Source organism: Klebsiella sp. TF21-TM, from assembly GCF_019753495.1.
GTDB classification, from domain to species: Bacteria; Pseudomonadota; Gammaproteobacteria; order Enterobacterales; family Enterobacteriaceae; genus Klebsiella; species Klebsiella quasipneumoniae.
On the sequence record NZ_JAIJYL010000030.1, the window covers coordinates 23,637 to 49,915 of the forward strand.

Here is a 26,279-nt window from a genome sequence, read left to right on the forward strand (position 1 = left end):
TGAGCTTTCCTGCAATCATAGTAATCTGTTACTAATTGTATCAATCGAAGGCAGGTTGCTTGTGAAAACTCCAGTTAACCCACTTTTGCGATGGCTCAATGCGTTTTTTAGCAGTCGTTCATTACCCGGAGCTGATGGGAGGGCGCTGTATGCTTACCGTTGTCATGATGCAGAGTATGAAAGTTTGGCTGCTCTTCTTCGTGCCCATGTTCCACGTAACTACCCCAAAACCATATTCATTTCTTACAGTGATGTTTTGTTCAGCATATACGCCGCTGAGTTTATCCGCCGTAACCATACTGCAGGACATCCAAGATGGGACGTTATTTTAGAATCGATTGGCTGGAAGGTACCTTACGCACATCGGCAAAAGCTGGTAAATGATGGGATTCGTTACTGGAAAAGAAAGGTGAGAAGTCTGGGTCAAGCATCGGGTTATCTGCATACTCTGGCTTGCGAAGGCGGTTTGCCCATCCGGATGATTGAAAATGAAAGTGGCTATTTAATAACCTATTTCAAACGAGTTTATCAGGCACTACGTGGGCAATCGTCAAGGCGTCCTGCGGAAATAATCGCACAAGAACTGGGCGATACTATTCCTGCGACAATGCAAAATGAACTCGTCTATGAAATAGCTGGTGAATTTTGCGAGACACTTCATACGTTACTCAATGAGCATCCCACTCATGGTCAGGACCCCGTTTCCTCACTACGAAAACAATATCCTGACTGGCATCTTCAACTTCCGTTGGTACTCCCGGAAGAGAATGCCTCAGAGATTGTAAGACGATTACTTTCTCAATCTTCAGAGCCCCGTATATCAAGCAATGTGCTGGTTGAAAGGATATGGGTTGATGTTGATGACAGTTGGTATTGCGATGCCCGGTTTCGATTTCCGGCCACAATGCGTACTGAACAGTTAATATCCCTGTTTGAAAGCAATATTCAGCCGGAACAGACACGACTCATCATTTCTGCAAAATGGAGAAATGGTGGGGCCCGGTTGGCAATGCTAAGCCGTTATGAACAGCAAGATTGGCGAGTAGAGTTATTACCCTTCGCTATGCAAAAACTCTCTGGGGCAGATGCGATGGCCGAAATATCGTTGTCGCTCCATGAAGGGCCGATTCTGCTAGGTCACGTAATTCCCAAAGGGGGTTATGAGCTTACCGAAGATTTACCATGGGTTTTTGAAGCGATGAATGAGAGCGAGTCGCAGTTAAAACTTGTCGGCATGGGCTCTGTTAGTTCCAGGCAAAACTCTCTTTTTATTTCGCTACCGACAAATAGTCATTTGGATATTAGTGGAGAAGGTGAGTTTGATATCCCGAGGTTGCTGAAAAATAGTGAACGTAGCTTAACTAAAATAAGCGGAGTATTCAGCGTTGTTTTAAATGATGGCGCAGTTTGTACGATTCGCACGCAGCAACTTTATGATTCTGCGATTGAGTATTATATAAAACCGACAGAGATCGATCTGGTAAAATCTGATTATCCTGTCCATCGTGCCTGGCCAAAGATCGGCTGGAAAAAGGATATGCAGCATGGCATTGTCCCAGAGAACGAACTTTTTTGGCGATCCATTCGTTCAGGTAACAACTCCTGGTTTTCTGTCGCATCAGTAATGCCGAAAGGGCAGATAGAAGTCAGGCGAATAGTCAATGGTGAGGTTTTATTTAGCGGTAAAGTTGTGATTTTGCCAGCAGATTTCGATATTCAAATTATTCCCGAGACTGCTCAGAAAGGAGTTATTGTACTCTCTGGTATAACGGATGCAAGGGTTGATAAATATTCAAACAATGAAAAAGTAACACTTAAATCAGATTATTTGCAAAACGAGTGTGTTATTGATTGTAATTCATCACAGATACTAGAGAGCACCATCAATTTACGAGTATCCTGGAAAGATGGTTCTAATCTTAAATTGTTATTACCTAAGCCCGTTAGCGGTGGACGGTTTGTAAGTAATGATGGTTCTGTTCATTTTGACGGTGTTGCATCTATAGCACATTTGCATGGCGTGGACGCTGAGCTGTTAACAATATCTTGTGCCGGGAAAGGATATCTTAATATCGAGTTGTTGGATGAAAACCCGATGTCTGAAAAATTTCATTATTTACATGCGGATATTCCATTGTTATCTGGCCGTAATGAAAAATTGCAACAGATTTCACTTTATGAGAATTATAATCTGCTGAACGCCATGCTTGTATGTGCATGGAAAAATGATAGTACATTACGTGTTGATTTTTACTCTGACAGATTTGGTAAGGACAAAACAACACTCAATATTAAACGCTACGATGGCCGTTTTATTGAGAGTGATGAAAGATTGCTGGTTGATATAAAAGATTCTATTGTTTTTCCTTACCATAAAATAGACGACATGGTTGTTGAAGCCATTTCTCTTAATACTCCTGACTTATGCACAGTCCTGCTGAAAAAAGATGAGTCTGGTTATGATTTCTCGACGTTGAATAATCAAGGTGGCCCATGGTTAATTGTGGGTAAAATTGATGGTGCAATTCGTATTGCACCAGTGATTAAATGGATGCTACCTACATTACAGACAGATGATTTATTTCTAAATGCTATATGCAACGCATCGCCAGAACAACGCAAGGAATATTGTAATGCGCTGTTTTTGGAAATGAAAAATAATCCTTTGCAAAACTCTTGTTATTTGTTGGTTGAGTACATTAAAAAATATAAGTTGAATAATAGCTTGCCTTTGCAGGAACTGGATTTATTTAGAGAAATTTCGAGTAATTATTGCGTGGTTGTTCAGTTGTTAATATCATCATGTCTTTCTGGGGATAGTGATGCTATTTATGATATACAGGAGGAATTACCCTTCTCATGGGGATGGATTCCTGTTTCAATATGGAAAGATGTCTTTGAACAGTGTTGGTATTCTCTGGAAAAACAGATTAATGATAAGGCATTTGCATTAAATATACTACAGCCATTTATTGCATTTATAAATCATCAAGCGCATATCGATCGTCGATTAGTTCCCATCGCTAATATGTTGCTTACACATAGTGAGATATTACCTGCAGGTTGCACTGTATTGCCATCTGTAAGCCGCGAGCAGTTTAATGATGCCAAACAGATGTTATTAAGAAACCCAGATAGTTTTGGACGTGTCAGCATTTTTTCTAAAGAGCTTTGGGATAGTGCTATTACTCCAGACCTTAAATCTGTTTTTAATAAATTTTGGATCGAAAACACATATCACACTCGTTTTGAAAAACGTTTTAATTTGATGTTAGTCGCGGCGCTGCTTTCCCAAAGAAATAATAAACTTATGCATCAGCTAACTGCACTTTTTGAATTTCACTATCAGCAAGCCCCGCAGCAATTGGGGGTTATCTATCAGTATTATTTTGAACAAGCAGGAGTATGTCATTGATGAACGTTCAGCAACTGCATTATGCGCCACTTCTAAATCAGCTTCATCAGCGTGCGGTGAGGTCGGTGGTAAGTCAGCTGGCATTGCGGAGCAAGTCGTTGAGTCAATATCTGGAATCTCAATATTTCCAGCCTCCAGGTCTGGGGGGGTCACTGCTTGCAGATCCGGTATTCGAAAGTACTTTTGGCTGGATGCCTGCGGATGAAACAATGGAGGATTTGCGTGACAAACTGATCTCCAGCCCGCTGGTTGATGCTTTGAGCAATGCGCCAGTGCCGTTTCGTCATCAGCTAACTGCGTGGCGAACGATTCTTGAAGACAAGCAGTCCCTATTAGTGAGCAGTGGTACAGGGTCAGGAAAAACAGAATGTTTTATGGTGCCGGTGCTGGAAGATCTTATTCGTCAGCAAAATTTGACCCGGCAGTCACTAACAGGGACGCAGGCTATTTTCTTGTATCCGTTGAATGCGCTAATAAATAGTCAGCAAGAGCGGCTTCGCGAGTGGACTCGCGGGTTTAAAGGGAAGATACGCTTTGCGCTATATAATGGCGAAACCCGGCATACCAAATATGAAGTTCAGGAAGACCAGCTCAAAGTACCTGAACAGGCATTGAGTCGGGAAGCCATTTATGAAGCCCCACCGTCCATCATGGTGACGAATACCACGATGCTGGAATATATGCTGATTCGTCGCAAAGATGCCCCTGTCATTGAAAAGTCCCAGGGAATGCTGAAGTATATCGTCCTTGATGAGGCTCACAGTTATATTGGCTCTCAGGCAGCTGAATTAGCGCTGCTTTTACGTCGCGTCATGCAGGCCTTCAATGTTGGACCTGGTACAGATAAACCTGTGCAAATCATTGCTACCTCGGCCACTATTGGTGAAGATTCTCCTGAAGGTAATAAAGAACTTGCTAAATTTGTTGCCGATCTCGCGGGGGTCACAGAACGTGATGTAAAAGTAGTTCGCGGCTATCGACAAATACCGCCGATATCGGAGTCTCTTATTCGTCATGAATATCCCACATCTTTAGCATCTCTTAACTCACTAAGTTCTCAGGAACTTTACCAACAGCTGTGCCATTACCGTGTGGCCCAGCAATTGCGTCAGGCGTTAACTCGCCCCGGACGCCTGGCGGTACGTTTGAGTGAATTGCTCAATGTTGCCAGAAGAACCTGGCCAGACATTAATCACCGTGAGCTGCTGCAGCTTCTCGATCTGATGGCGAAATCGCGAGAGGGTGAATCTAAATTTTCACTAGCTTTTACGCCATTACGTATGCATGGGTTTATCCGAACACTCGCGGGCCTATGGGCATGTTCAAATAAACAATGCGCACATAAAGCGAGTGAATTAGGTGAGAGTGACTGGCCATTTGGTCAGGTATGGTTTGAACAACGCCAATATTGTGACTGTGGTGCGCCTGTATTTGAAATCTTACGTTGCTCCGGGTGTGGTTCAGCTTATTTGTCTGCCAAGGAGGAAGTGCGCGGTGATGGAACGAGCTGGTTGGTGGCGCAACCTTCTGCTGCCGAAGAGGATGAGTTTGCTCTTGATCTCGATGTTTATTCTGAAGATGAAGATAACAACGAATTAGAAAATAACTCCCAATTTGATCGTCTTATAGCGAGCGATGGTGAAAAATATATCATTTCACTGGAGGAAGCGACGGCGGGTAAAATCGACCGCGAGGCGCAAAAGCACTATGAGATAAATCTGCTAAGACCTGAATCTCGAGGTGAGGGACGCAATAATTCCTTTGCTTGTGTTTGTTGTGGTGACACCCAACGGAAAAATAATCCTTTGTTCCGTCCGCTTCGACTCGGTGCACCCTTTTTTTTAAATGAAATTATTCCTACTCTGCTTGAATTTTCGCCTTTACCGCAAACAAGAGAAGAGCAGTTAGGACCGTTTAATGGTCGACGTTTGCTCACCTTTACGGATTCACGTCAGGGAACCGCCCGTATCTCTGCCCGATTACAGCAGGACGCAGATAAAGCTACGTTACGAACCCTTTGTTATCAGGAACTGGCAAATATTAATGAGCCATCAGTAAAGCTCAGTCCGGCACATTGTGCATTGTTAGAGAGTTTTATTACCCAGTTTTCTATCCCTCCGTTAAAAAATTCCATCGACGCACTGAGAAAAGCGATGGTTTCGAATGAGAAGCTTAGCCCAGCAGACGTTCAGGCGCTTAGAATTATCGAGCCGATGGTTAGTTCCTTAAGTCAGGAACATGCTGAAGCAATGCAAATACTCCTCGTCAATTCAGGCAATCAGCAGAAGAAAACCATGTCGTGGCAAACTCTGTCTGAACAACTTGTTGGCAGTGTGGATCTTGCGGACAGAATGAGAGGCAGTTTTAAAGACTTGTCTGGACTTGAGCTTACTAAACAACAGTTTGCTGATTTTTGTTTATACAGTGAGTTTGGTCGCCGCCCTAAAAATGCCTGGACCCTCGAAAGTCTGGGGCTGGTGGCCATTCACTATCCATTTATTGATAAAGTCACAACCTGCCCGCAGGACTGGAAGACATTATTACCCGACCCCGATAAGCAATTACCGGAATGGCGTAATTTATTGAAGATTACCCTTGATTTCTTTATACGTGAAAACAGTGCCGTTTTTTACGAAAACGAGGAGTACCCTCGCTGGATGGGTGCACGTTTCCCGGTAAAAATGCTGCAGGGGCCAGATAAAAAATACAAAGGGCAGAAACGTGATCAACTTTGGCCACAAATACGCGATCGTCATTATAACCGGGTCATTAAGCTATTAATTGCTGTCTTTCCGGCAATACAGCCTGAGCAGGCTCACTGGAAAGCGCTGGTTAATTACTTAATGAATGAGGTCTGGGAAGCTATTCGACCATGCCTGCGTCAGTTTGAATCGGGTTATCAATTGGACATTAAACAACAAGCTGAATTTTACAGTCCAAAGCAAGTCTGGCGTTGCCCCTATACTCGCCGTGCGTTAGATGTCACTTTATTGGGTTATTCTCCGTATTTACCAGGTAGCAAAGAGATAGCACCTGAAAAAGCTGTATTGATTGAAATGCCTGAGCTTCCTGCGCGTCACTGGCGTTTATCTGGTGGTGGAGAAATGGCGCGAGAAGAGCGCCTGCACTGGCTGGAATGTAATGAACGCATTCAACATGCTCGGGAGGAGGGGGTATGGTCTACTCGCAGTGATCGATTGGCCCTGAAAGATAGCTGGTATCGTCTGGAGGAACACTCAGCGCAGCGAACACCAGAGAAGAACCAGTTTAATGAAAAACAATTTAAAGCAGGGAAAGTCAATGTGTTGAACTGTTCCACGACCATGGAAATGGGCGTGGATATTGGTGGTATGAGTTTGGTCGCGATGAATAACGTTCCTCCGGCTCCGGCGAATTATTTGCAGCGTGCTGGCCGTGCTGGCCGTCGCGGTGAAAGCGCATCTGCCGCCATTACGTTATGTAAAAACACCGCGCATGGAATGGAGGTATTCAAAGACCCTCTCTGGGCGTTCAACACCGTTGCGAGTGCCCCACGGGTTCGTTTTGGTAGCAGTAGTATTGTTCAGCGGCATGTTAACGCATTGGTTTTAGGTGCGTTTTTACGGGCTGAAGTTCCTGATGCGACAAAACTGAGTTGTAAATGGTTCTTTGAAGGTGATGAGAGCCAGTGTCTTCGTTTTCTCCATTGGTTAAATCATCAGGCCGATCAGCTGGCGGATAAACTTAAACGCCTTACCCAGGGAACTGTACTGATGTCATTGACGCCGCCACAGCTCTTGACTCGTACGCAAACGATGATGCAGCTGGTTGATACTCGTTGGAGAAGCCAACTTGCCATACTGTTGGAAAACATCGAAGCGTTGAAAGCAGATAACAGCGCGTGGGAAGAAACGCCAGCAGGCAAAGCAATCACTTATCAGCTTCGTGATTATCGCGGTGCTTATCTGTTTTCTAAACTCATCAGTGAAGCGTTCCTGCCGGGTCATGGTTTCCCGGTTGGCGTGGTCAATTTCAATTATCTGACTGCGGATGAACTGGAAAGACGTCGCGCAATAAAAGCCACTCAGGCTGACCCTAATGAAGGGGGAGAAAACTTTTCTCGCCGCATTGAAAAACTGCCCAGCCGTGACCTGCCCACAGCATTACGTGAATATGCTCCTGGTGCTGATGTGGTATTGGGCGGAAAAGTATATCGTTCCTCGGGTATTATGCTTGGTAAAGTACTTGCCAGCGGGCAGGAGCTGTCTGGCGATCATCATATTCCGTGGTTCTGGCATTGCCGTAAATGCGGCGCGGGAGCGACCAGCGCCACCCGGCCTGTCGAATGTTGCCACTGCAAGGCAGATATACAGCAGCTTGATGTGAAGCGGTATTTACAGCCTGTCGGTTTCGCGACAGACATTCGTTATCAGGCACATAATGATGTATCCATGCCTGCGCAACTTCCCTGGAAAGATCCTCGTGTTCTTGTACCTTCTTCGGTATGGGTCTCCTTACCCGATGCTGGACTCGGACGTTACCGTTTTAGTCATAGCGGGGAATTGTTCCACTTTAGTGAGGGTGAAATTGGTCATGGCTACGCAATTTGTCTTTCCTGTGGCCGGGCAGAATCTCAAACCCAGCCCCAGCGTACTCCGGAGAATCTAAAGAACCCGGAGAAGGAAAATACACACTACCTGTTGAGAGGCGGTAGTAATGATCGGCAGGGGAACAATAAATTGTGCCACGGTCATGTTCATAAAGATCTGTGGTTGGGATATAGCAGCCGTACAGATATGGTTGAGCTGCAACTCAGTGATGATAGTGGCTTACTGATCAGGGATGATGTTGCCGCGCGTTCCCTTGCGGTTGCTTTGCGTGAAGGATTAGCGCATAAATTGGGTATCGAAAATACTGAGCTGGGCGTGACGACACAGCAAGCGCGCGATATCGATGGCTTCACTGGATATTCTATCTTTATTTACGATAATAATGCTGGTGGTGCGGGTTATGCAGTGCAATTGATCGATAATTGGTCGGATGTCTTTAATTACGCCAGAAAATTGCTCGATTGCAGCTGTGATAAATTCTGCCACCACTGCTTGCTCAGCTACGACAGTCAGCATTATGTCGGCAAATTAGATCGTCACCAGGCATTAACCCTGCTCACTAATCTTCGTCTACAGCGGCTTAATCTCGCGCCAGAATATCAGTACTTCGGAGAAAGTAGTCGGGTTGAAACCAACCCACTCAGTTTGCGTATTGCGCAATGCCTGAACAGCGAGGTTTATGATTCTTGCTCGTTGGTTCTTGCTGGGTCGCAGGAACAGTGGAGTTTTGCGCAATGGCCATTATTTAAAGAGTTACTCCAGTTTGCTTCCTCTGGGGGCAATGTTGAGTTGCTGATTGCCACGCAGCTGGAAAACTTAGCTGATAGCACCAGACATCAGCTTTCCGCGCTAGCGGCGATACCGGGTGAATGCTTGCAAGTGAAATCTATAGACACTGCGCAACTTGTGCAAGGGAATGGGCACTTACTGGCACAGGTCACTCGTGAGGGGCAAACCCAACAGTGGGCCGCTGCCGACAGTGCCACCGTTTCGCCCGGTGAATTATGGGGACAAAGCTCGGCATCGCCGGTAGTGACGATTAAAGGGGCGTCCAGAAAAACATTCTCGGGTCAGACTTTGAGTGCAGAAGACTTACTGCCAGCATTGCCCGCCGGGGCGGTACGCATCAATCTCAGCCAACAACTTGACGGTCAGGTGGAAGGTTTTGGTTCGCGTTTCTGGGCACTGATAGCTCAGCAGCATGCTGGCTGGAAGAAGGTTTTTACTAATGGACGCGAAATTACTCACGTCCATTATAGTGATCGTTATCTCAATAGCCCATTTACTGTACGTTTGTTAGGTGAAATTTTGACGGAATTGGTTGAACAGGGGCTGGCAGAACGTGCCGAACTCACTGTTTCAGTTAAAAAGTTAGAGTACAGTTCTCGCCAACACGATTCACTCTATAACGCATGGCTTGATGAGCAGGATCGCCAGCAAGTTATGACCACGTTGCTGGAAGAGGGCTACCTTGGGCCAGCCTGGTCAGGGAAAATCTCATGGTTAGCAGGAGATAATCAGAACACCGATCACGGACGTGAACTGACCGTGACCTTCAGCGATGGCAGTGAACATTATGTGTTGCTCGATATGGGACTGAGTTACTGGCGTTGTACAGGTGACACATTCTTCGATTTTTCAGGACGAATACCGAATCAGGTCGAGCGCCTGGCAACATGCCGGGCATTGGTTATAGCCCCGGATAATGGATTGAAGAGTTATATCATCGCAGGCTAAACGAATTCTCCCCCACCGACTCAGTGTGGGGGAGTTGACTCAGCTCACTTTTTAACTATCGTTGTTTGAAATTTATACGTGATTTCTGCGCATTACATTCCATTTTATACCCCCTGACGCGGCCCTTCATGTTATCTTTAAAGCCCCCTTTTTTATCGCAGTGTGCAGCGACATATCGCTCGGGATAGTGTTATCACCACTGCCTCATACAGACAGAAAAACCGATGAATAAGCAAAATTATGCACCTGGAATGCGGGTGGTTATTCGTGATGCAGAGTGGCGCATTCGCCGGGCGGATGACAGCGGAGATGGTGGTTACCTGCTGACCTGTGATGGTATTTCGGAGCTGGTACGCGGTAAAGAAGGGCTGTTTCTAACAAAGCTGGAGCAAAAAGTCGAGATTCTCGATCCAGCAAAAACAAATCTGGTGGAAGATGAGTCGGCCAATTACCAGGCGGCTCAATTGTACATAGAGAGCCAGCTACGCCAACGCGTCCCGACTGACAGCAAAGTCCATTTTGGACATCAGGCTGCGATGGACTCCATGCCATTTCAGCTCGATCCCACGCGCATGGCGCTGGCGCAGCCGCGTCAGCGGATATTAATTGCTGATGCGGTAGGGCTGGGTAAAACGCTGGAAGCCGGTATCCTGGTTTCAGAACTGATTCGCCGTGGACGTGGCAAACGCATTCTGGTGCTGGCGGTTAAATCCATGCTCACGCAATTCCAGAAAGAGTTCTGGAGCCGTTTTGCTATTCCATTGACGCGGCTTGACTCCGCTGGTTTACAAAAGGTGCGTAACCGCATCCCAACCAACCACAACCCGTTCCATTATTTCGATAAGACCATTATCTCCATCGATACCCTGAAACAGGACATCGAATATCGCCATCACCTGGAAAACGCCTGGTGGGATATTATTGTTATCGATGAAGCGCATAATGTCGCTGAACGTGGGACCAGCTCTTTGCGCAGCAAACTGGCAAAATTGCTCGCCGGGCGCAGCGATACGCTGATTATGCTTTCAGCTACGCCGCATGACGGTAAGGCTGAAAGTTTTGCCAGCCTGATGAATATGCTCGACCCGACGGCCATTGCCAATCCGAAAGAGTATGAATACGCCGATTTTGCCGATAAAAATCTGGTTGTGCGTCGCTTCAAAAAAGACGTGAAAGATCAGATGGCTGGCGAGTTTCCGGAACGTAATATCGTCAAACTCACGCACCCGGCAACCGGGGCCGAAGAAGAAGCTTATCGTCGGCTGGTTGAGAGCCAGTTCCGTGACGATGATGATGAAGACTCGCGGTCAAATAAAGGCCGCCTGTTCAAAATTACGCTCGAAAAAGCGTTGTTCTCCAGTCCAATGGCATGTGCCAGCGTGGTGGCTAACCGCCTGAAGCGGCTTGAGAACTGCAAAGAAATAAACAGTCAGAGCCAGATTAACGAATTAGAGTCACTGCTGCTGGCGCTCAATAATATTGATGCCAGCCAGTTCAGCAAGTATCAGTTGTTGCTGGAGACCATCCGTAACGATCTCTGCTGGAAAGCGAATAACACGGAAGATCGTCTGGTGATCTTTACCGAGAGTATCAAAACGCTCGAGTTCCTTGAGCAGCAACTGCGCTCCGATCTCAAGCTGAAAGACGATCAAATTGCCACGTTGCGAGGCGATCAGGGCGATACAGTTCTGATGGAAACCGTCGAAGCGTTTGGCAAATCCCAGTCTCCGTTACGCCTGCTCATCTGCTCGGATGTCGCGTCTGAAGGTATCAACCTGCATCACCTCAGCCATAAAATGATTCACTTCGATATTCCGTGGTCGCTGATGGTATTCCAGCAGCGTAACGGACGTATTGACCGCTACGGACAAAAACACCAGCCACAGATCCGTTACTTGCTGACTGAAGCCAGTGAACCGCAGATCAACGGTGATATGCGTGTGCTGGAAGTGCTGATCAATAAAGACGAACAGGCGCAGAAGAATATCGGTGACAGCTCCGAATTTACTGGCAAATTTACGCAGGAAGAGGAAGAAGAGCAGGTTGCTGAATTCATGATGCAGGACGATGGCGCCAGCCTGTTCGACGACCTGTTGAATAGCAATGTCACTGAAAATTCTGAACACGACCTGTTTGGCGAAATCTGCAGCGCAGTGTCCAGCGATGCTTCGATCGTGACCGAAAGCGACATTAGTCTGTTTGATAATGAGCAGGCATACTGCGAAAAAGCGCTAGGCTATCTGAAGGCCTGCGGCCAGACCGTGCAATACAATACCTTGCCTGATAACACCTTATCGCTGGTCGCACCGGAGGAGTTACGCCGTCGCTTTAACCAGTTACCGCCGGAAATTGCGCCGGAAAACTGGCAGCTTTATCTAAGCCAGGACAAAACCGTTATCACGGAAGCCATTTCGCGTGCGCGCGGTGAGCAACATGCCTGGCCCGATGTGCAGTATCTCTGGCAAATTAACCCGGTCGTGCAGTGGTTAGACGACAAAATTCAGTCTGCCTTTGGTCGCCACCAGGCTCCGGTGATGCGCCTGCCGCACCTGTTTGAGCCTGATGAAGACCATTTCATCCTTTCCGGGTTGTTCCCGAACCGTAAGTCGCACCCGATGGTGAACCCGTGGCTGGTGGTGAGCTTTAACCGCGAAACGTTAAGCGGTAGCCTGCCCTTTGCTGAGTTCCTGAAACGACATCCGCAATTGAGAAGCAAACTGACTAACAGTGGTGGTAAAGATCGTAACCACCAGCGTCAGCAGGATCTGCTGGAAGCGGCAATCGCCCATGCGCGGGATGTGTTTGTTCACGATCGAAATGCTTTTGAGGAGCATATCAATCAGCAGCTCAATGAGCATCTGCAAAAGCTGGACGTTCTGCGAGGGCGTCAGCTGAGTCAACTGGAGCTGGATTTTGCCGATAATAAACAACAGCTTTCAGTGAAACAGAGCCGCAAAGAACAACGTCAGCGCGAAATCGAACACAATTTTGACAGCTACATCCAATGGATTGAGGACACCATGACCACCGAAAAAGAGCCCTACATCCAGGTTATTGCTGTAATCACCGGAGCGGAGGGCTAATCATGGCGCTGGTCGGTATTAATAACGAAAACGAGTTTTACTCTAACCACTATCTGGGCGAAGTCTTTACCAGCGATATCCGCGATGTACTGGAACCCTGGATTAACCAGGAAAATGCCGCTCGCGAAGCTGAACGCGCAGCCCGTGAGCTGGGCAAAGAGGTTGAGGCGGGCTACCGCGCGCCGTGGAACCAGCTTAACAGCCTGGCGACAGAGTTTTTCCGCAAACTCACTGATCATGAAAAACAGCGCCAGATCCCGCAGCGTCTTGCCGATCAGCGCACTCGCTGGCAGCCGCTGTTAAAGGCATTGGGTTATGAACTCAATCCGCACATTCAGATGCTGGATGACGATACGCCTTTGCCGGTACTGGCTCGTTACAACAGTACCGACGGCAGCCCGTGGCTGTGGATTGTTGAAGCACATGATCAGGATGAAGGAACGCTGGATCCGCTGGCGCTGTCGCTGCTGACCGCGCAGTTCCCGGCAGATACCGATAAACATAAGCGCGACAGTCTGCGTAAAAAAGCGAACGGCGAATACCGTAGCTGGCAGGATCTGCTCTCCACGGTGGTCTTCACGCAAAATGAACCGCCGCGTTTTGTACTGCTGCTTGGCAATCGCCAGCTGTTATTGCTGGATCGTACTAAGTGGGCGCAAAACCGTCTGCTGCGTTTTGATTTTGAAGAAATTTTAAGCCGTCGTGAAACGGATACGTTGAAAGCGACGTCGGTGTTGTTACACAAAGACTCGCTGTTACCCGGCAGCGGTGCGCCATATCTCGATTCGCTGGATGACAATTCGCACAAACATGCGTTTGGCGTGTCGGAAGATCTGAAATATGCCCTGCGTGAGAGCATTGAGCTGTTGGGTAATGAAGCGATGCGTTATCTCATCGACAACGAGCTGGCTTATTATACCGGGAAACGTGCTATTAACCCGGATGAGTTGAGCCGCGAATGCCTGCGGTATATGTATCGTCTGTTGTTCCTGTTCTATATCGAAGCGCGCCCGGAACTGGGCTATGCGCCGATGACCGCCAAAACCTATCTACAGGGCTACAGCCTGGAAACGCTGCGCGATCTGGAGATGATCCCGCTGACCAGCGAAGAAGATCGCAATGGGCGCTACTTCCACGATAGCCTGAATATGCTGTTCAAACTGGTGCGTGACGGCTACAGCGGCGGCGTGAAAATGCAGGGCGACCTGGAGAGCGGCGACCGGATCACTATTCATAGCCATCAGTTCAGCGTACCGCGCCTTGAAAGCCATCTGTTTGAAGCGAGTAACACCCGTATTCTTAACCGCGTGGTGTTTCGCAACGAAACCCTGCAACAAATTATTCAGGCGATGTCGTTAAGCCGCCCGGGTAAAGGACGTTTCAACCGCCGGGGGCGTATCTCCTATCGTCAGTTGGGTATCAACCAGTTAGGTGCAGTGTATGAAGCGCTGCTCTCCTATCGAGGATTCTTTGCCAGTGATGACCTCTACGAGGTGAAAAAAGCTGGAGAAGAGTTTAACGAGCTGGAGACTGGCTATTTCGTTAGCAAAGACGAGATCGGTAAATACCACGACGATGAGAAGGTCTACGAAAAAGACGGCAGCCTGCGTATTCACCGTAAAGGCAGCTTTATCTACCGCATGGCCGGGCGAGACCGCGAAAAATCAGCCTCTTACTACACCCCGGAAGTACTGACCCGATCGTTAGTCAAGTATGCCCTGAAAGAACTGTTTAAAGAGCAGATTGATCCGATTACCGATCCGCATGCCAAAGCCGATGCCATCTTAAACCTCACCGTGTGCGAACCGGCGATGGGCAGCGCGGCGTTCCTTAACGAAGCCATCAACCAGCTGGCGGAAGCTTACCTGTTCCACAAACAGCAGGCGGAAGGTCGCCGCATTCCTCAGGATCGCTACACCCAGGAGCTGCAACGGGTGAAAATGTACATTGCCGACAACAACGTATTCGGCGTGGACTTAAACCCGGTGGCGGTGGAGCTGGCGGAAGTGTCGCTGTGGCTGAACGCCATCAGCGGCGATGCATTTGTACCGTGGTTTGGCTACCAGCTGCACTGCGGCAACTCGCTGGTTGGGGCGCGGCGTCAGGTGTTCAACAAGAGCGAGCTGACCTACAAAAAAGCGAAAGATCCGAGCTGGCTTAACAGCGAACCGGCCGAGCTGGCGATGAATGTTCCACGCGAAGAGAAGCAGATTTTCCACTTCCTGCTGCCGGACAGCGGCATGGCCAACTACAGCGACAAAACCGTTAAGCAGCGCTATCCGGATGATTTCAAAGCGTTGGACAGCTGGCGCAAAGAGTTTACCAAAAGCTTTGCACCGCATGAGATTGCCGATGTGCAGCGCATTAGCGGCAAAGTAGAAGCGCTCTGGAACACGTTCCGTCAGCAGCTGAAAGCCGAGCGCCAGAAAACCGCCGACAATTACCCGGTTTGGCCTGCGGATAACACGGCCCAAGTCCGCTCTTCTTTAAGCAGTAAAGACGAAACCTTCAGCGGTCGCCTTGAAGATAACAGTAGCTATCAGAAACTGCGTTGGGTGATGGACTACTGGTGCGCGCTGTGGTTCTGGCCAATCGACAAAGCGGATGAACTGCCGGATCGCGGCATGTGGCTGATGGAGATGGAGACTCTGCTCGATGGTATTGTCGTCACGGAAAGAGTCACTGAAGCCGCAGAACAGGCCACCGGCGATCTGTTTGCCGACGAGGGCATGGTGCGTGAAGAGTCTTCGCTGTTTTCCGGTGCTGGTCGCCTGAAAACCGATGTGCTGTTCCGCCATTTACCACGTCTGGCGATAGTCGATGCGCTGAAAAAGCAGCACCGTTTCTTCCATTGGGATCTAGAATTCTGCGATCTATTTGCCGAGCGCGGCGGCTTTGACCTGATGCTCGGAAACCCGCCGTGGTTGAAAGTGGAATGGCAGGAAGCCGGCGTGCTGGGCGACTACGAGCCGGAGTTTGTGCTGCGTAAGCTGAGCGCCTCGAAGCTGGCGATGTTGCGTGTTGATACCTTTAATCAGATTCCGGCGCTGGAAGCGGCCTGGCGCAGCGAGTATGAAGGTTGTGAAGGGATGCAAAACTTCCTGAATGCGCAGCAGAACTACCCGGTACTGCGTGGTGTGCAGACTAATTTGTATAAATGCTTCCTGCCGCAGGCCTGGCGCCTTGGGGCGCAGAAAGGTGTGTCAGGGTTCCTGCACCCGGAAGGGATTTATGATGACCCGAAAGGAGGGCAGTTGCGTGCGGCAGTGTACCCGAGACTGAGGGCGCATTTTCAGTTTCAGAATCAGCATATGCTTTTCCCAATTGGTCACAGGGTTAAATTCAGCATTAATATTTATACGGCTTCACAGAATCAATTTGTCGGTTTTATCAATATGGCTAACCTTTTCTCAGCCAAAACGATCGAGCTTTGCCTTGCACATGATGGTTCCGGTGAAGTTGGTGGCATTAAAGATGATGAAACAGGTTCCTGGAATGAAGCGGGGCATCAAAGCCGTATTTTGACCGTTGGAATGGAACGGCTTGCACTATTTGCCACCCTTTATGATGAAGAGGGAACGCCGGCTCTTGAAGCTCGACTCCCTGCGCTTCATGCTGAACCTCTTGTTTCTGTACTTGAAAAATTCGCTAAGCAACCTAAACGGCTGGGGGATTTGCAGGGGGAATATTTCTCCACCGTCATGTTTGATGAAACATATGCTCAAGCTGATGGAACAACTAAACGGCATACCCAATTCCCGGAAGACGCATCCCAATGGATTCTGTCTGGTCCGCACTTCTATGTTGGAACACCGCTTTATAAAACGCCGAGAGCAATTTGCACAGAGAAAGGACATTATGACTGCCTGGACTTGCTAACTCTGCCCGACGACTATTTGCCGCGCACTAACTACATTCCGGCATGTGATGCACAGGAATATGTCAAACGTACTCCACGCGTTACATGGACTGAACCTGGTGAAGATGAGCCGAGGAAGGTGACGGATTATTATCGTCATATAAATAGAAGAGCCATTGGTAGTTCTTCGGAGCGAACTGCTATAGGTGCAATTATACCCAAAGATGTAGCCCATATAGATGGGGGATTCTCATTAACTTTCAAAGACACTAAACAACTGGTGATTTTCAATACCAGCTTTAATTCCTTACCTTTTGACTTTGTAATTAAAACAACGGGTAAAAGCGATTGTCGGGCGGAATTAGTGAGAATTTTACCAATGCTTTCAGATGTAGGGGCAAGGCTATTTGCTCGTGGCTTAGTTAATAATGTAATAACAGCGCATTACTCCGAGCTTTGGCAATCTTGCTATACCCCAGATTTTAACACCCAACGCTGGAGCCGAAATCTCCCGCAACTTCCACAAGATATCTTCGCCAACCTGACTCCAGAATGGCAGCGTAACTGCGCTTTACGCTCCGACTACAGCCGCCGTCAGGCGTTGGTAGAAATCGACGTGCTGGTGGCGCAGGCGCTAGGGTTAACCCTTGAAGAACTGCTCACCATCTATCGCGTTCAGTTCCCGGTGATGCGCCAGTACGAAGCCGATACCTGGTACGATCAAAACGGCCGCATTATCTTTACTCCAAGTAAAGGCCTGGTGGGCGTTGGCCTGCCGCGTACCGCGCGTAAAGCGGACCTGAAAAACGGTTTTGTCTTTAATGTCGACAGCCCAGACTGGACCGGCGGCGACTGCACCGATCAAGCTATTGGCTGGGATGATGTCAAGCATCTGCAAACCGGCACTGTTAGCGTCACTTTTGATGACTATACCCGCAGCGATGAAGGCGAGCGCCGAACCGTCATTTGGCAGGCTCCGTTTATCAAACCCGACCGCGAAGACGACTATAAAGTGGCCTGGGCATTCTTTGCACAAGATAAGGAGAGCGCCTGATGCTGCCTTCCGTTGTTAGTCGGCAGGTTGCCGACAGCGTTGCTTCCTTTTTACGGGCTGCCTTTCCGCTTAACAGCCCGCTGTTTAACGGTGAAGAAAACAATAACGTCTCGATGCTGGAACAATTTCTGTCCCAGCCGGAAACGTTGCTGAAAGGACCGTATCTTTCCGCTCAGCTGCCGTTTCGTAAAAGTGATTTACCGCTGAACTTCTTCCCTAACCTGACGCTGCCGTTCCCACCACATGCGCATCAGGCGCAGGCGTTCCAGCGCCTGGGTATCGAGATGCCTCAGCCGACGCTGGTGGCGACCGGGACGGGTTCCGGTAAAACGGAATGTTTTATGTTCCCGCTGCTTAACCATTGTGCTGGGGCATCAGAGGCCGGTGTTAAAGCGATCATCATTTATCCAATGAACGCCCTGGCAACCGATCAGGCCAGCCGTTTCGCTAAAACCATCGCCAGCGATCCGCAACTACATGGCAAAGTGACTGTCGGCCTGTTTGTCGGCGACAGTGAAATCGAGCCCAGCAAAAAGATGTCTGCGGATAAAGTCATCACCTGCAAACATACCCTGCGTGAGAATCCTCCGGATATCCTGCTGACCAACTATAAGATGCTGGATTACCTGCTGATGCGCCCCGGCGATCAGAAACTCTGGCGCTATAACCAGCCTGGGTCGCTGCGTTATCTGGTGGTGGATGAACTGCATACGTTTGATGGTGCGCAGGGGTCGGATCTGGCCTGTCTGGTGCGCCGCTTAAAGCATCATATTGGTGTCGATGACAAGCGTTTTGCCTGCGTGGGGACGTCGGCTACCGTAGGTGACGAACTGGGACAACTACTCGATTACGCGAAAACGATCTTTGATCAGCCGTTTAGCGATGACGCGGTTATTCGCGAAGATCGCTACACGGCGGCAGAGTATCTGCAAGGTTATACCATCGAGTACAGTCAGTATCCGGGCCAGGATGCCAGCGCTGCGCTGGATCCGCAAACGTACGCCAGCCCGGTAGACTATCTGAACGGACAAATTCCGCTGTGGTTCCCGGATAGTTCACTGCAATTACCTGCCGATCTGGACAGCGATTTCGGACGTGAAAAGCGTATTGAGTTGGGCGCATTGTTACGTCGCCACAGCATCCTGCACGTACTCCTTGAGGATTTGCAGGGGGGAATTTTGTCGGAACAGCAGTGCCTGGAAAATCTCCAGGTGATGCTGGCGGAAAGCGCCGGGCATGCGACCCGCGTGCTGCAAAGCATTCTGGCACTGATTGCCCAGGCGCGCCTGGAGGTTCCAGAAAAACAGGAAGATTGGGAAAAGCGCCTTCAGGCGAATAAAGCACGCCCCGTTCTGCCCTTTGTGCAACTACGTTCTCAGCTGTGGTTGCGCGAGATGCGCCGCCTGGTCGCCAGCGTGTCAAAAACACCTGAGCTTGTTTTTGCCGATGATGTCGCGGTGGAAGATCGCGAACATTATCTTCCTGTTATTCACTGTCGTGACTGCCATGCTACCGGTTGGGCGAGCCTGCGCCATGGTCAGAGTGTTCAACTCGAAACCGACCTGGACGGTATTTATCGTCAGTTCTTCGAAAAAGGCCGTTCTATTGTACTGGCCTTCCCGGACAACAACGATAAACCGGTCAGTGGAGTTCACCAGAAACTGTGCCCTTCCTGTTTAAAGCTCAACAAGCAGACTAACGTACAGTGCGGGCATTGTGGCCATACTGATCTGCTACAAGTACTCATCCCGAATATGCTCAAAGAGCGTAAGGATGAGCTGGAATTTGCCAACGAATGCCCGTACTGCAACAGCAAACAGGGTATTTCGATTCTTGGGTCACAGGCAGCCAGCCTGTCGGCGGTGATGATCCATCAGCTTTATGGCAGCCAGTTCAACGAACATAAAAAACTGATTACGTTTTCTGACTCGGTACAGGATGCCGCACACCGCGCCAGTTTCTTTACCGCCCGAACCTGGCCGCTGATGGTACGCGGACAGATCGCCAGCGTGTTGGGTGAAAAAGAAACGTTACCGTTGGATGCCTTTGCGGCACGCGTCTGCCAGCAGACGCGTGAACGTTCACCGGATGATGCTCATTTTGCCGCGAGCTTCATCGCGCCCAACATGCAGTGGATGAACGATTACCAGACGCTGAAAAACGAAGGCCAATTGGCTGAGACTTCCGATTTACCGGAGCTGGTTTCGCTTCGTCTCGACTGGGAGGTATACAGCGAATTTACCCTACGCGCACGAATTGGCCGTACGCTGGAGGCCACCGGTTATGCAACTGCAGGAATTGATATTGCACGTTTCAATTCAGCGATAACGGCGCTTCACCAACAGCTTGTCGAAGAGCTGGGTGATGAAATGGTTGGGGTCAGCGTTGAGCAGGTGGCACACCTGGTGATTGGCGTTCTTTGGCATCAGCGGCAGGCAGGCGCTGTTCTGCATCCGGCGTTCGAAAGTTATCGTCGTGAGGGTAAGACCTTTATGATGACGCAGAAGGAGCGAACTTCACGCTATATGCCATCTATTGGTCCGAAAACGCGTAAACCGGCCTATGCCTCGTTTGAAAAAATAAATGGTTTCCATCGATTGATTGGTGCGAAATCCAACCCCAGCTGGTATCAGCATTGGATCAACCGCACACTCAGCAACGGTAATAATCTGTTTATCAGCAGCCTGGCAGAGACGGTTTTACGACGTCTGTTTGCGGCACTGAAAATGGCCGGGTTGGTAAAAGATTTTGATACAAAAGGCAAAGAAGCATGGGGGCTAGTACCTTCGGCGCTGGTGGTGAGCCGCGATGTTGTTCAGCTAAACTGCTCTTGCTGTCGTGAGGTTGTTCGGGCGCCGGCCGATCAGGGGTGGCACTGGCGAAACGCGCCATGCCTTTCTCTGCGCTGCGAAGGCCGCTATCAGGAAGCTGAAAATACAGTGACCTGGCACTGGGATAATATGGACATCGCGCGTGTTCAGGGGGCAGAGCATACCGGATTACTGAGCCGTGAAGATCGTGAGGCTACGGAACAATCGTTCTACCGCGGTAATCAGCCTTGGAATATCAACCTGCTTTCGGCAACACCGACGCTGGAGATGGGTATCGATGTGGGTGACCTTTCTACGGTATTACTCTGTTCTGTTCCACCCGCCCAGGCTAATTACTTACAGCGTATTGGTCGTGCCGGGCGTAAAGACGGCAACGCGCTTAACATCACGGTGGCTGAGGGGAATCCGCACGATCAGTTCTTCTTTGAAGAGCCTCTGGGGATGATGCAAGGGCAGGTACAGGCCCCTGGTGTGTTCCTGAACGCAACGGCTATCCTGGAGCGTCAGCTGGCCGCATTCTGCATGGACAACTGGGTGAAAACTGGCATCCCGGCATCTGCTATCAGCAAAAATGTGAAGCAGATGCTGGACGAGCTGGAGTTTGGACACAAGTCTGGGTTCCCATATAACTTCCTGCGTTATGTTGATCAGCATCATGTGTATATTGCTGAGCAGTTCTCGTCTATCTTCCCTGACCTTACGGAAGACACACGTTCACAGCTCCTGTCATATTTGCAAGGAGCACCAGGGCAACGTTCTCTGGTTCAACGTATCGAACAAGCATTAAAACTGCTGGTGGAAGATCGCAAATCGTTGCGTTCCCGGATTGATAAACTCAAGCGCAGTATCGACAAGCTGGAGAGCGATCCGCACGATCAAAACTTTGACAGCGATATGCGCGAGTTGACTTCGGAACGTCAGGCGCTAATGACGCTGGTGAACCAGATCAATAACAAGCAAACGCTTAATTTCCTTACCGATGAAGGATTACTTCCCAACTATGCCTTCCCGGAGGCCGGTATTACGCTGCGTTCTGTGCTGTGGCGGCGCAAGGACGGTGGGGAAACGCGTGAGTATCAGAACACGACCTACGAATACGAACGTCCGGCTTCAACGGCGCTGGCTGAACTTGCCCCGTTGAATAACTTCTATGCGGGCGGGCATAAAGTAGAAATCGAACAGATTGATCTTAAAGTGTCTGAGCCAGAAAACTGGCGTATTTGCAGCCACTGTAACTACAGCGAGAATATCGATCAGACCGGCGATCAGCATAAATACTGTCCAAAATGCGGCACACCAGGTTGGGCTGATGCTGGGCAAAAAACGACGTTACTGAAGCTTCGCCAGGTTTATGCTCGCTCAAGCGCCCGTGACAGCCAGATCAGTGATGAGAGCGATAGTCGCGAACCGGCATTCTTCCAGCGACAGCTACTGGTCAGCTTCGAAAAAGAGGATGTATCGGCCGCTTATGCTATTGATGAAGGAGAAATCCCGTTTGGCTTTGAGTTTTTGAGCAAAGTCACTCTGCGAGATATCAACTTTGGCAAAATGGCGGATGATGCCAATGAACTGATGATCGCAGGAGAGGCAAAGAAACGCACCGGGTTTAAAGTTTGCCTCGGCTGCGGCATGGTGCAGCGCCCTCGCGATCATGAACCTCGTCATGACCTGAGCTGTAAATATCGCGCTGAACCCGAAAAAGCGAAGTTTGAAGATTATCTCTACCTTTATCGCCAACTGGAATCTGAGGCATTGCGTATCCTGCTGCCAGTGACCAGCTACAGCAACGATCGCGTGGTGGAAGCCTCCCTGGGTGCAGCCATTCAGCTTGGGCTTAAACATTACTTCAAAGGTAACGTGGATCATCTGAAAGGCGTGGTGTATCGCGAGCCGGAAAATGAAGGCGAATCCTGGCGACAGTATCTGGTGATTTACGACACCGTACCAGGGGGAACCGGCTCACTCAAAGAATTGATGCGTACACCTGACAACCTGCTGAAATTACTTGAGCTGGCCTACAAGGCGCTAGTGGAATGCAGCTGCAACCATGATACGCATAAAGATGGCTGCTATCGCTGTGTTTACGCTTACCGTGACCGCGGGCGTATGAAGTATGTATCAAGAGATCAGGCGCGTCTCTTACTGGCGAAAATCCTGAAGGCCAGTGCTTCTATACGCGTTATTGATTCCATCAAAAACATTTCGCTTGATGCCATGATGGGGAGTGAACTGGAAAAACGGTTCATTCACTGCCTGCAGGATAACAAAAATCTTCTCGTGAGCCGGAGTTATGCCCATCAGAATGCAGGCTGGATTATTAATACCCGTACAGAACCGGCGATGAGCTGGCATCTCAAAGCACAGGTTGATTTAGGGGTTAAAGAAGGAGTAGGCATCCTTAGCCGACCAGATTATGTGCTCTATCCTCTGATGCAGTCAGAAAAGATAAAACCGGTAGCAATTTTCCTAGATGGTTTTGCTTTTCATAAAGATAGCGTGTCGGATGATGTCCAAAAACGGCAGGCGATTAAAGACAGCGGTAATTTTTGGGTATGGACACTGACCTGGGCTGACCTTCAAGAACAAGGCATTAAACATGTACAGAATGTTATGGGGCTTGGCCATAATCCGGATATGAAACAGCCTAAGTTTTATAACCTGTTCCATGATACAAACTTTGCTACGCTTGAAGGTTCATTCCGGGAGAGAAACAGTTTTGCACTGCTACTCGATTATCTCTCTGATCCCGGTAATAAAACTATGCTATGGCAGAAAATGGCCGCTGCCTTTGCCTGGGTGTGGCTGGATCCTAAAAAGTCGCAGGATACCGGAGCCAAACAAAAGTACGCCTATGAAATGCAGGAGAACGCTCCCGCTTATCGGTTGAATGCACTTTTGCCTGATGAACCTTTTGTATTTGGTGGTTTACTGGATAGCTGTAGTTCATCACAACAGTTCATTGAGCTGGCAGCTGTTGTACCGCAACAAGCCATTAAATCAACGACAAGCATTGAACAAATGCGAAATTGGTTGAGGCTGCATATTTGCTTTGACGATCGTTATTCCCAGGATAATGGCTATGAAGCCGGATTTAACGGTTTCTGGTGGATGGTGAATTTACTGCAGTTCCTGCCAGATATGACATTTACCAGCCGTAAAGCGGTTCATTTACCGCAGGAGGCTGAAACGGTAAAAATACAGACTTCGGTGGTAGTGGATATTCAGCCTGACGAGAGCTGGGCAGAAATACTTGAGTTTGGCTTATTGGGCGCAGAAGAAATCGCTTTGCTTCAGTCGTTATCACTATCGGCACCGACGGTTGGATATGAATTGCAGGATGACGATGGCGAAATTATTGCAGAAGCCGATCTCGCCTGGCCATTACAAAAGCAAGCCTTGATTATTGATAATCAGGAGTTTACTGCTTTATTCGCAAGTAAGGGTTGGCACGTTGCATTCGGGCCAATTGACGAAAATACATTGCAGCATCTGTCCGGAGGTGACAAATGACGATTCCAACGCCAAAGGTGGCACTTTCTGATGGTTTTCTGGGGGCTTTTGCGCGGATTCCTAAAGCGCAGCAAAAAAAGGTCCAGGAATTTATCTCCAAGTTCCGCCAGGATCCGACGAGTAATGGGCTGAACTACGAAAAGATCCACGATGCACGCAGCAATAATGTGCATTCCGTGCGTATTGACCAAACCTACCGGGGGATCGTCCTGAAACCTGAGCAGGGTGCTCTGTATATGCTGATGTGGGTGGATAAGCACGACGAAGCCTACGACTGGGCGCGGCGACATGAATGTGCGATTCACCCGGTAACCGGTGCGATTCAGGTGATTGATACCAGCTATATCAAACCTACCCCCGAGCCGACCGTTGTTGATAAACCCAAACTCTTTGCTGCTTATACGGCAGAGCAGATCCTCGCGCTGGGCATTCCTCCTGTGTTTATTGAGCAAGTGATGGCTCTTGTAGATACTGCAGGGCTGAATCAGCTGGAAAGTGTGATGCCTGCGGAAGCCTGGGAACCCCTGCACTGGCTGGCAGAAGGTCTGGATTACCAGGAAGTGCTGGAGGAGTTTAACGATCACCGTGATGAGCCTGTTGATACCAACGACTTTATTGAGGCGATGGAACGAAGTAAACGTCGTTTCCATGTCGTTGAAAATGAACAGGAGCTACTGCAAATGCTCAATGCGCCACTGGAAAAATGGCGTGTGTTCCTGCACCCGAGCCAGCGAAAACTGGTGGAGTCTCCGGCAAATGGTCCGGTACGTGTATTAGGTGGTGCAGGCACGGGAAAAACAGTTGTTGCGATGCATCGTGCTCGTTGGTTATCCCAACGCCTGGCCGATAAACCCGGTAAAAAAGTTCTGTTCACAACCTTCACCCGTAACCTGGCGGCGGATATTCGGGCCAACCTCCAGCGTTTGTGTAGTCGTGAGGAGATGGCGCGTATTGAAGTTGTTAACATTGATGCCTGGATGAGCGAGCAACTGAAACGCCATGGATATGATTTCCGCGTGGTGTATGACAGCGATGAAGGGCGACGTAAATGCTGGAACTATGCCTTGCAGCAAGTCCCTGCTGAATTGGGATTACCGGATAACTTTTATTCTGAAGAGTGGCAACGTGTTGTTCAGCCGAATGCAGTTTACAGTCGTGAAGAATATCTGAAGGTGAGCCGTATTGGTCGTGGCACGGCGTTATCACGTATTCAGCGCGCGAAAATCTGGCCTGTGTTTGAAGAGTTCCGGGCACAAATGGCGCGAGCCAAACTGCGAGAGATGGGAGATGCCATGCATGAGGCTATCATTCTGTTTAAAGAAAAACAGGTGCAATTGCCTTATAGCAGTATCGTAGTCGATGAAGCTCAGGATATAGGCGCACCGGCCTTTACCCTTATTCGTAGCCTGGTTCCAGAGTCTCCTAACGATCTCTTTATCGTGGGTGATGGACATCAGCGTATTTACCGCAATAAAGTCGTTCTAGGTCAGTGTGGGATTAACGTTCGTGGGCGCCGTAGTAAAAAACTGAAAATTAACTACCGGACTACAGAAGAGACGCGACAGTTTGCTGTCGGGTTGTTAACCGGCGTTAAGGTTGACAACCTGGATGGTGAAACTGATGCCAGCAACGATTATTTATCATTGCTTCATGGTGAAAAACCCATGATCACTCATGCTTCAGATTTTAAAGAAGAGGCTGCGACGATTATCAAGCAAATTCAGGCGTTGTTAGCCAATGATGTCCGTTCCCAGGATATCTGCATTACCGCTCGTACGAAGCATGCTTACGAGCGTTATGCTTCTGCTCTGAATGATGCTGGAATCGAGACCTATAATTTAGGTCAGGATAGTGGTGATAGTGATCAACGCCCTGGTGTGCGTATGGCAACGATGCACCGCATTAAGGGGTTGGAGTTCCAGTATGTGTTTCTTGCGGGCATCAACGATGGTGTTGTGCCGGAAGTCAAAGCAATTGCATCTGATGACCCTGTAGAACAGCGCGATGCATTATTTAATGAACGTGCGCTGCTCCACGTGGCTGCAACCCGTGCGGTAAAAGGGCTGTTTGTTTCATCTTACGGTAAACCTAGTTTTTTACTGGAGCCTGAAAGCGAGTAACCCAGCCAGATAACCAGAAGCTACAGCTTCTGGTTATCTGCATTTTAGCATTCATCAATATCGGCTATTGATTTGCTGATT

6 protein-coding genes are annotated in these 26,279 nt (G+C 48.9%); all 6 read left to right on the forward strand.

Annotated features, from left to right (window positions below):
• Positions 1-55: 55 nt before the first annotated feature.
• The 6 genes from K5R89_RS22435 to K5R89_RS22460 all read left to right on the forward strand — a co-directional run bounded on the left by K5R89_RS22435 (position 56) and on the right by K5R89_RS22460 (position 26,198).
• On the forward strand, positions 56-3,415 hold the full coding sequence (locus K5R89_RS22435) for an STY4851/ECs_5259 family protein (RefSeq protein ID WP_142293028.1): 3,360 nt from the start codon (positions 56-58) through the stop codon (positions 3,413-3,415).
• Positions 3,415-9,741, forward strand: a complete 6,327-nt coding sequence (locus K5R89_RS22440; RefSeq protein WP_217220403.1) for a DEAD/DEAH box helicase — start codon at positions 3,415-3,417, stop codon at positions 9,739-9,741. Before K5R89_RS22435 ends, K5R89_RS22440 begins: the two co-directional genes overlap by 1 nt.
• Positions 9,742-9,965: 224 nt before the next feature.
• Positions 9,966-12,824, forward strand: coding sequence for a DEAD/DEAH box helicase (locus K5R89_RS22445; protein ID WP_137910614.1), 2,859 nt, complete (start codon positions 9,966-9,968; stop codon positions 12,822-12,824).
• 2 nt (positions 12,825-12,826) lie between these two features.
• Positions 12,827-17,737: a class I SAM-dependent DNA methyltransferase gene (locus K5R89_RS22450; protein WP_087827326.1), complete on the forward strand. Its 4,911-nt coding sequence runs from the start codon at positions 12,827-12,829 to the stop codon at positions 17,735-17,737.
• Entirely contained in the window at positions 17,737-24,078 is a 6,342-nt protein-coding gene (locus tag K5R89_RS22455) for a DEAD/DEAH box helicase (protein WP_087827327.1), read from the forward strand. The genes K5R89_RS22450 and K5R89_RS22455 overlap by 1 nt, the downstream gene beginning before the upstream one ends.
• Positions 24,075-26,198 (forward strand): ATP-dependent helicase, encoded by a 2,124-nt coding sequence (locus K5R89_RS22460; RefSeq protein ID WP_087827328.1) that lies wholly within the window; start codon positions 24,075-24,077, stop codon positions 26,196-26,198. The genes K5R89_RS22455 and K5R89_RS22460 overlap by 4 nt, the downstream gene beginning before the upstream one ends.
• Positions 26,199-26,279: the final 81 nt, after the last annotated feature.

Bases quoted from the DNA above. Each gene is read 5' to 3' on its own strand.
- K5R89_RS22440 (WP_217220403.1), top strand. From the start codon at position 3,415: ATGAACGTTCAGCAACTGCATTATGCGCCACTTCTAAATCAGCTTCAT.
- K5R89_RS22445 (WP_137910614.1), top strand. From the start codon at position 9,966: ATGAATAAGCAAAATTATGCACCTGGAATGCGGGTGGTTATTCGTGAT.
- K5R89_RS22450 (WP_087827326.1), top strand. From the start codon at position 12,827: ATGGCGCTGGTCGGTATTAATAACGAAAACGAGTTTTACTCTAACCAC.
- K5R89_RS22455 (WP_087827327.1), top strand. From the start codon at position 17,737: ATGCTGCCTTCCGTTGTTAGTCGGCAGGTTGCCGACAGCGTTGCTTCC.
- K5R89_RS22460 (WP_087827328.1), top strand. From the start codon at position 24,075: ATGACGATTCCAACGCCAAAGGTGGCACTTTCTGATGGTTTTCTGGGG.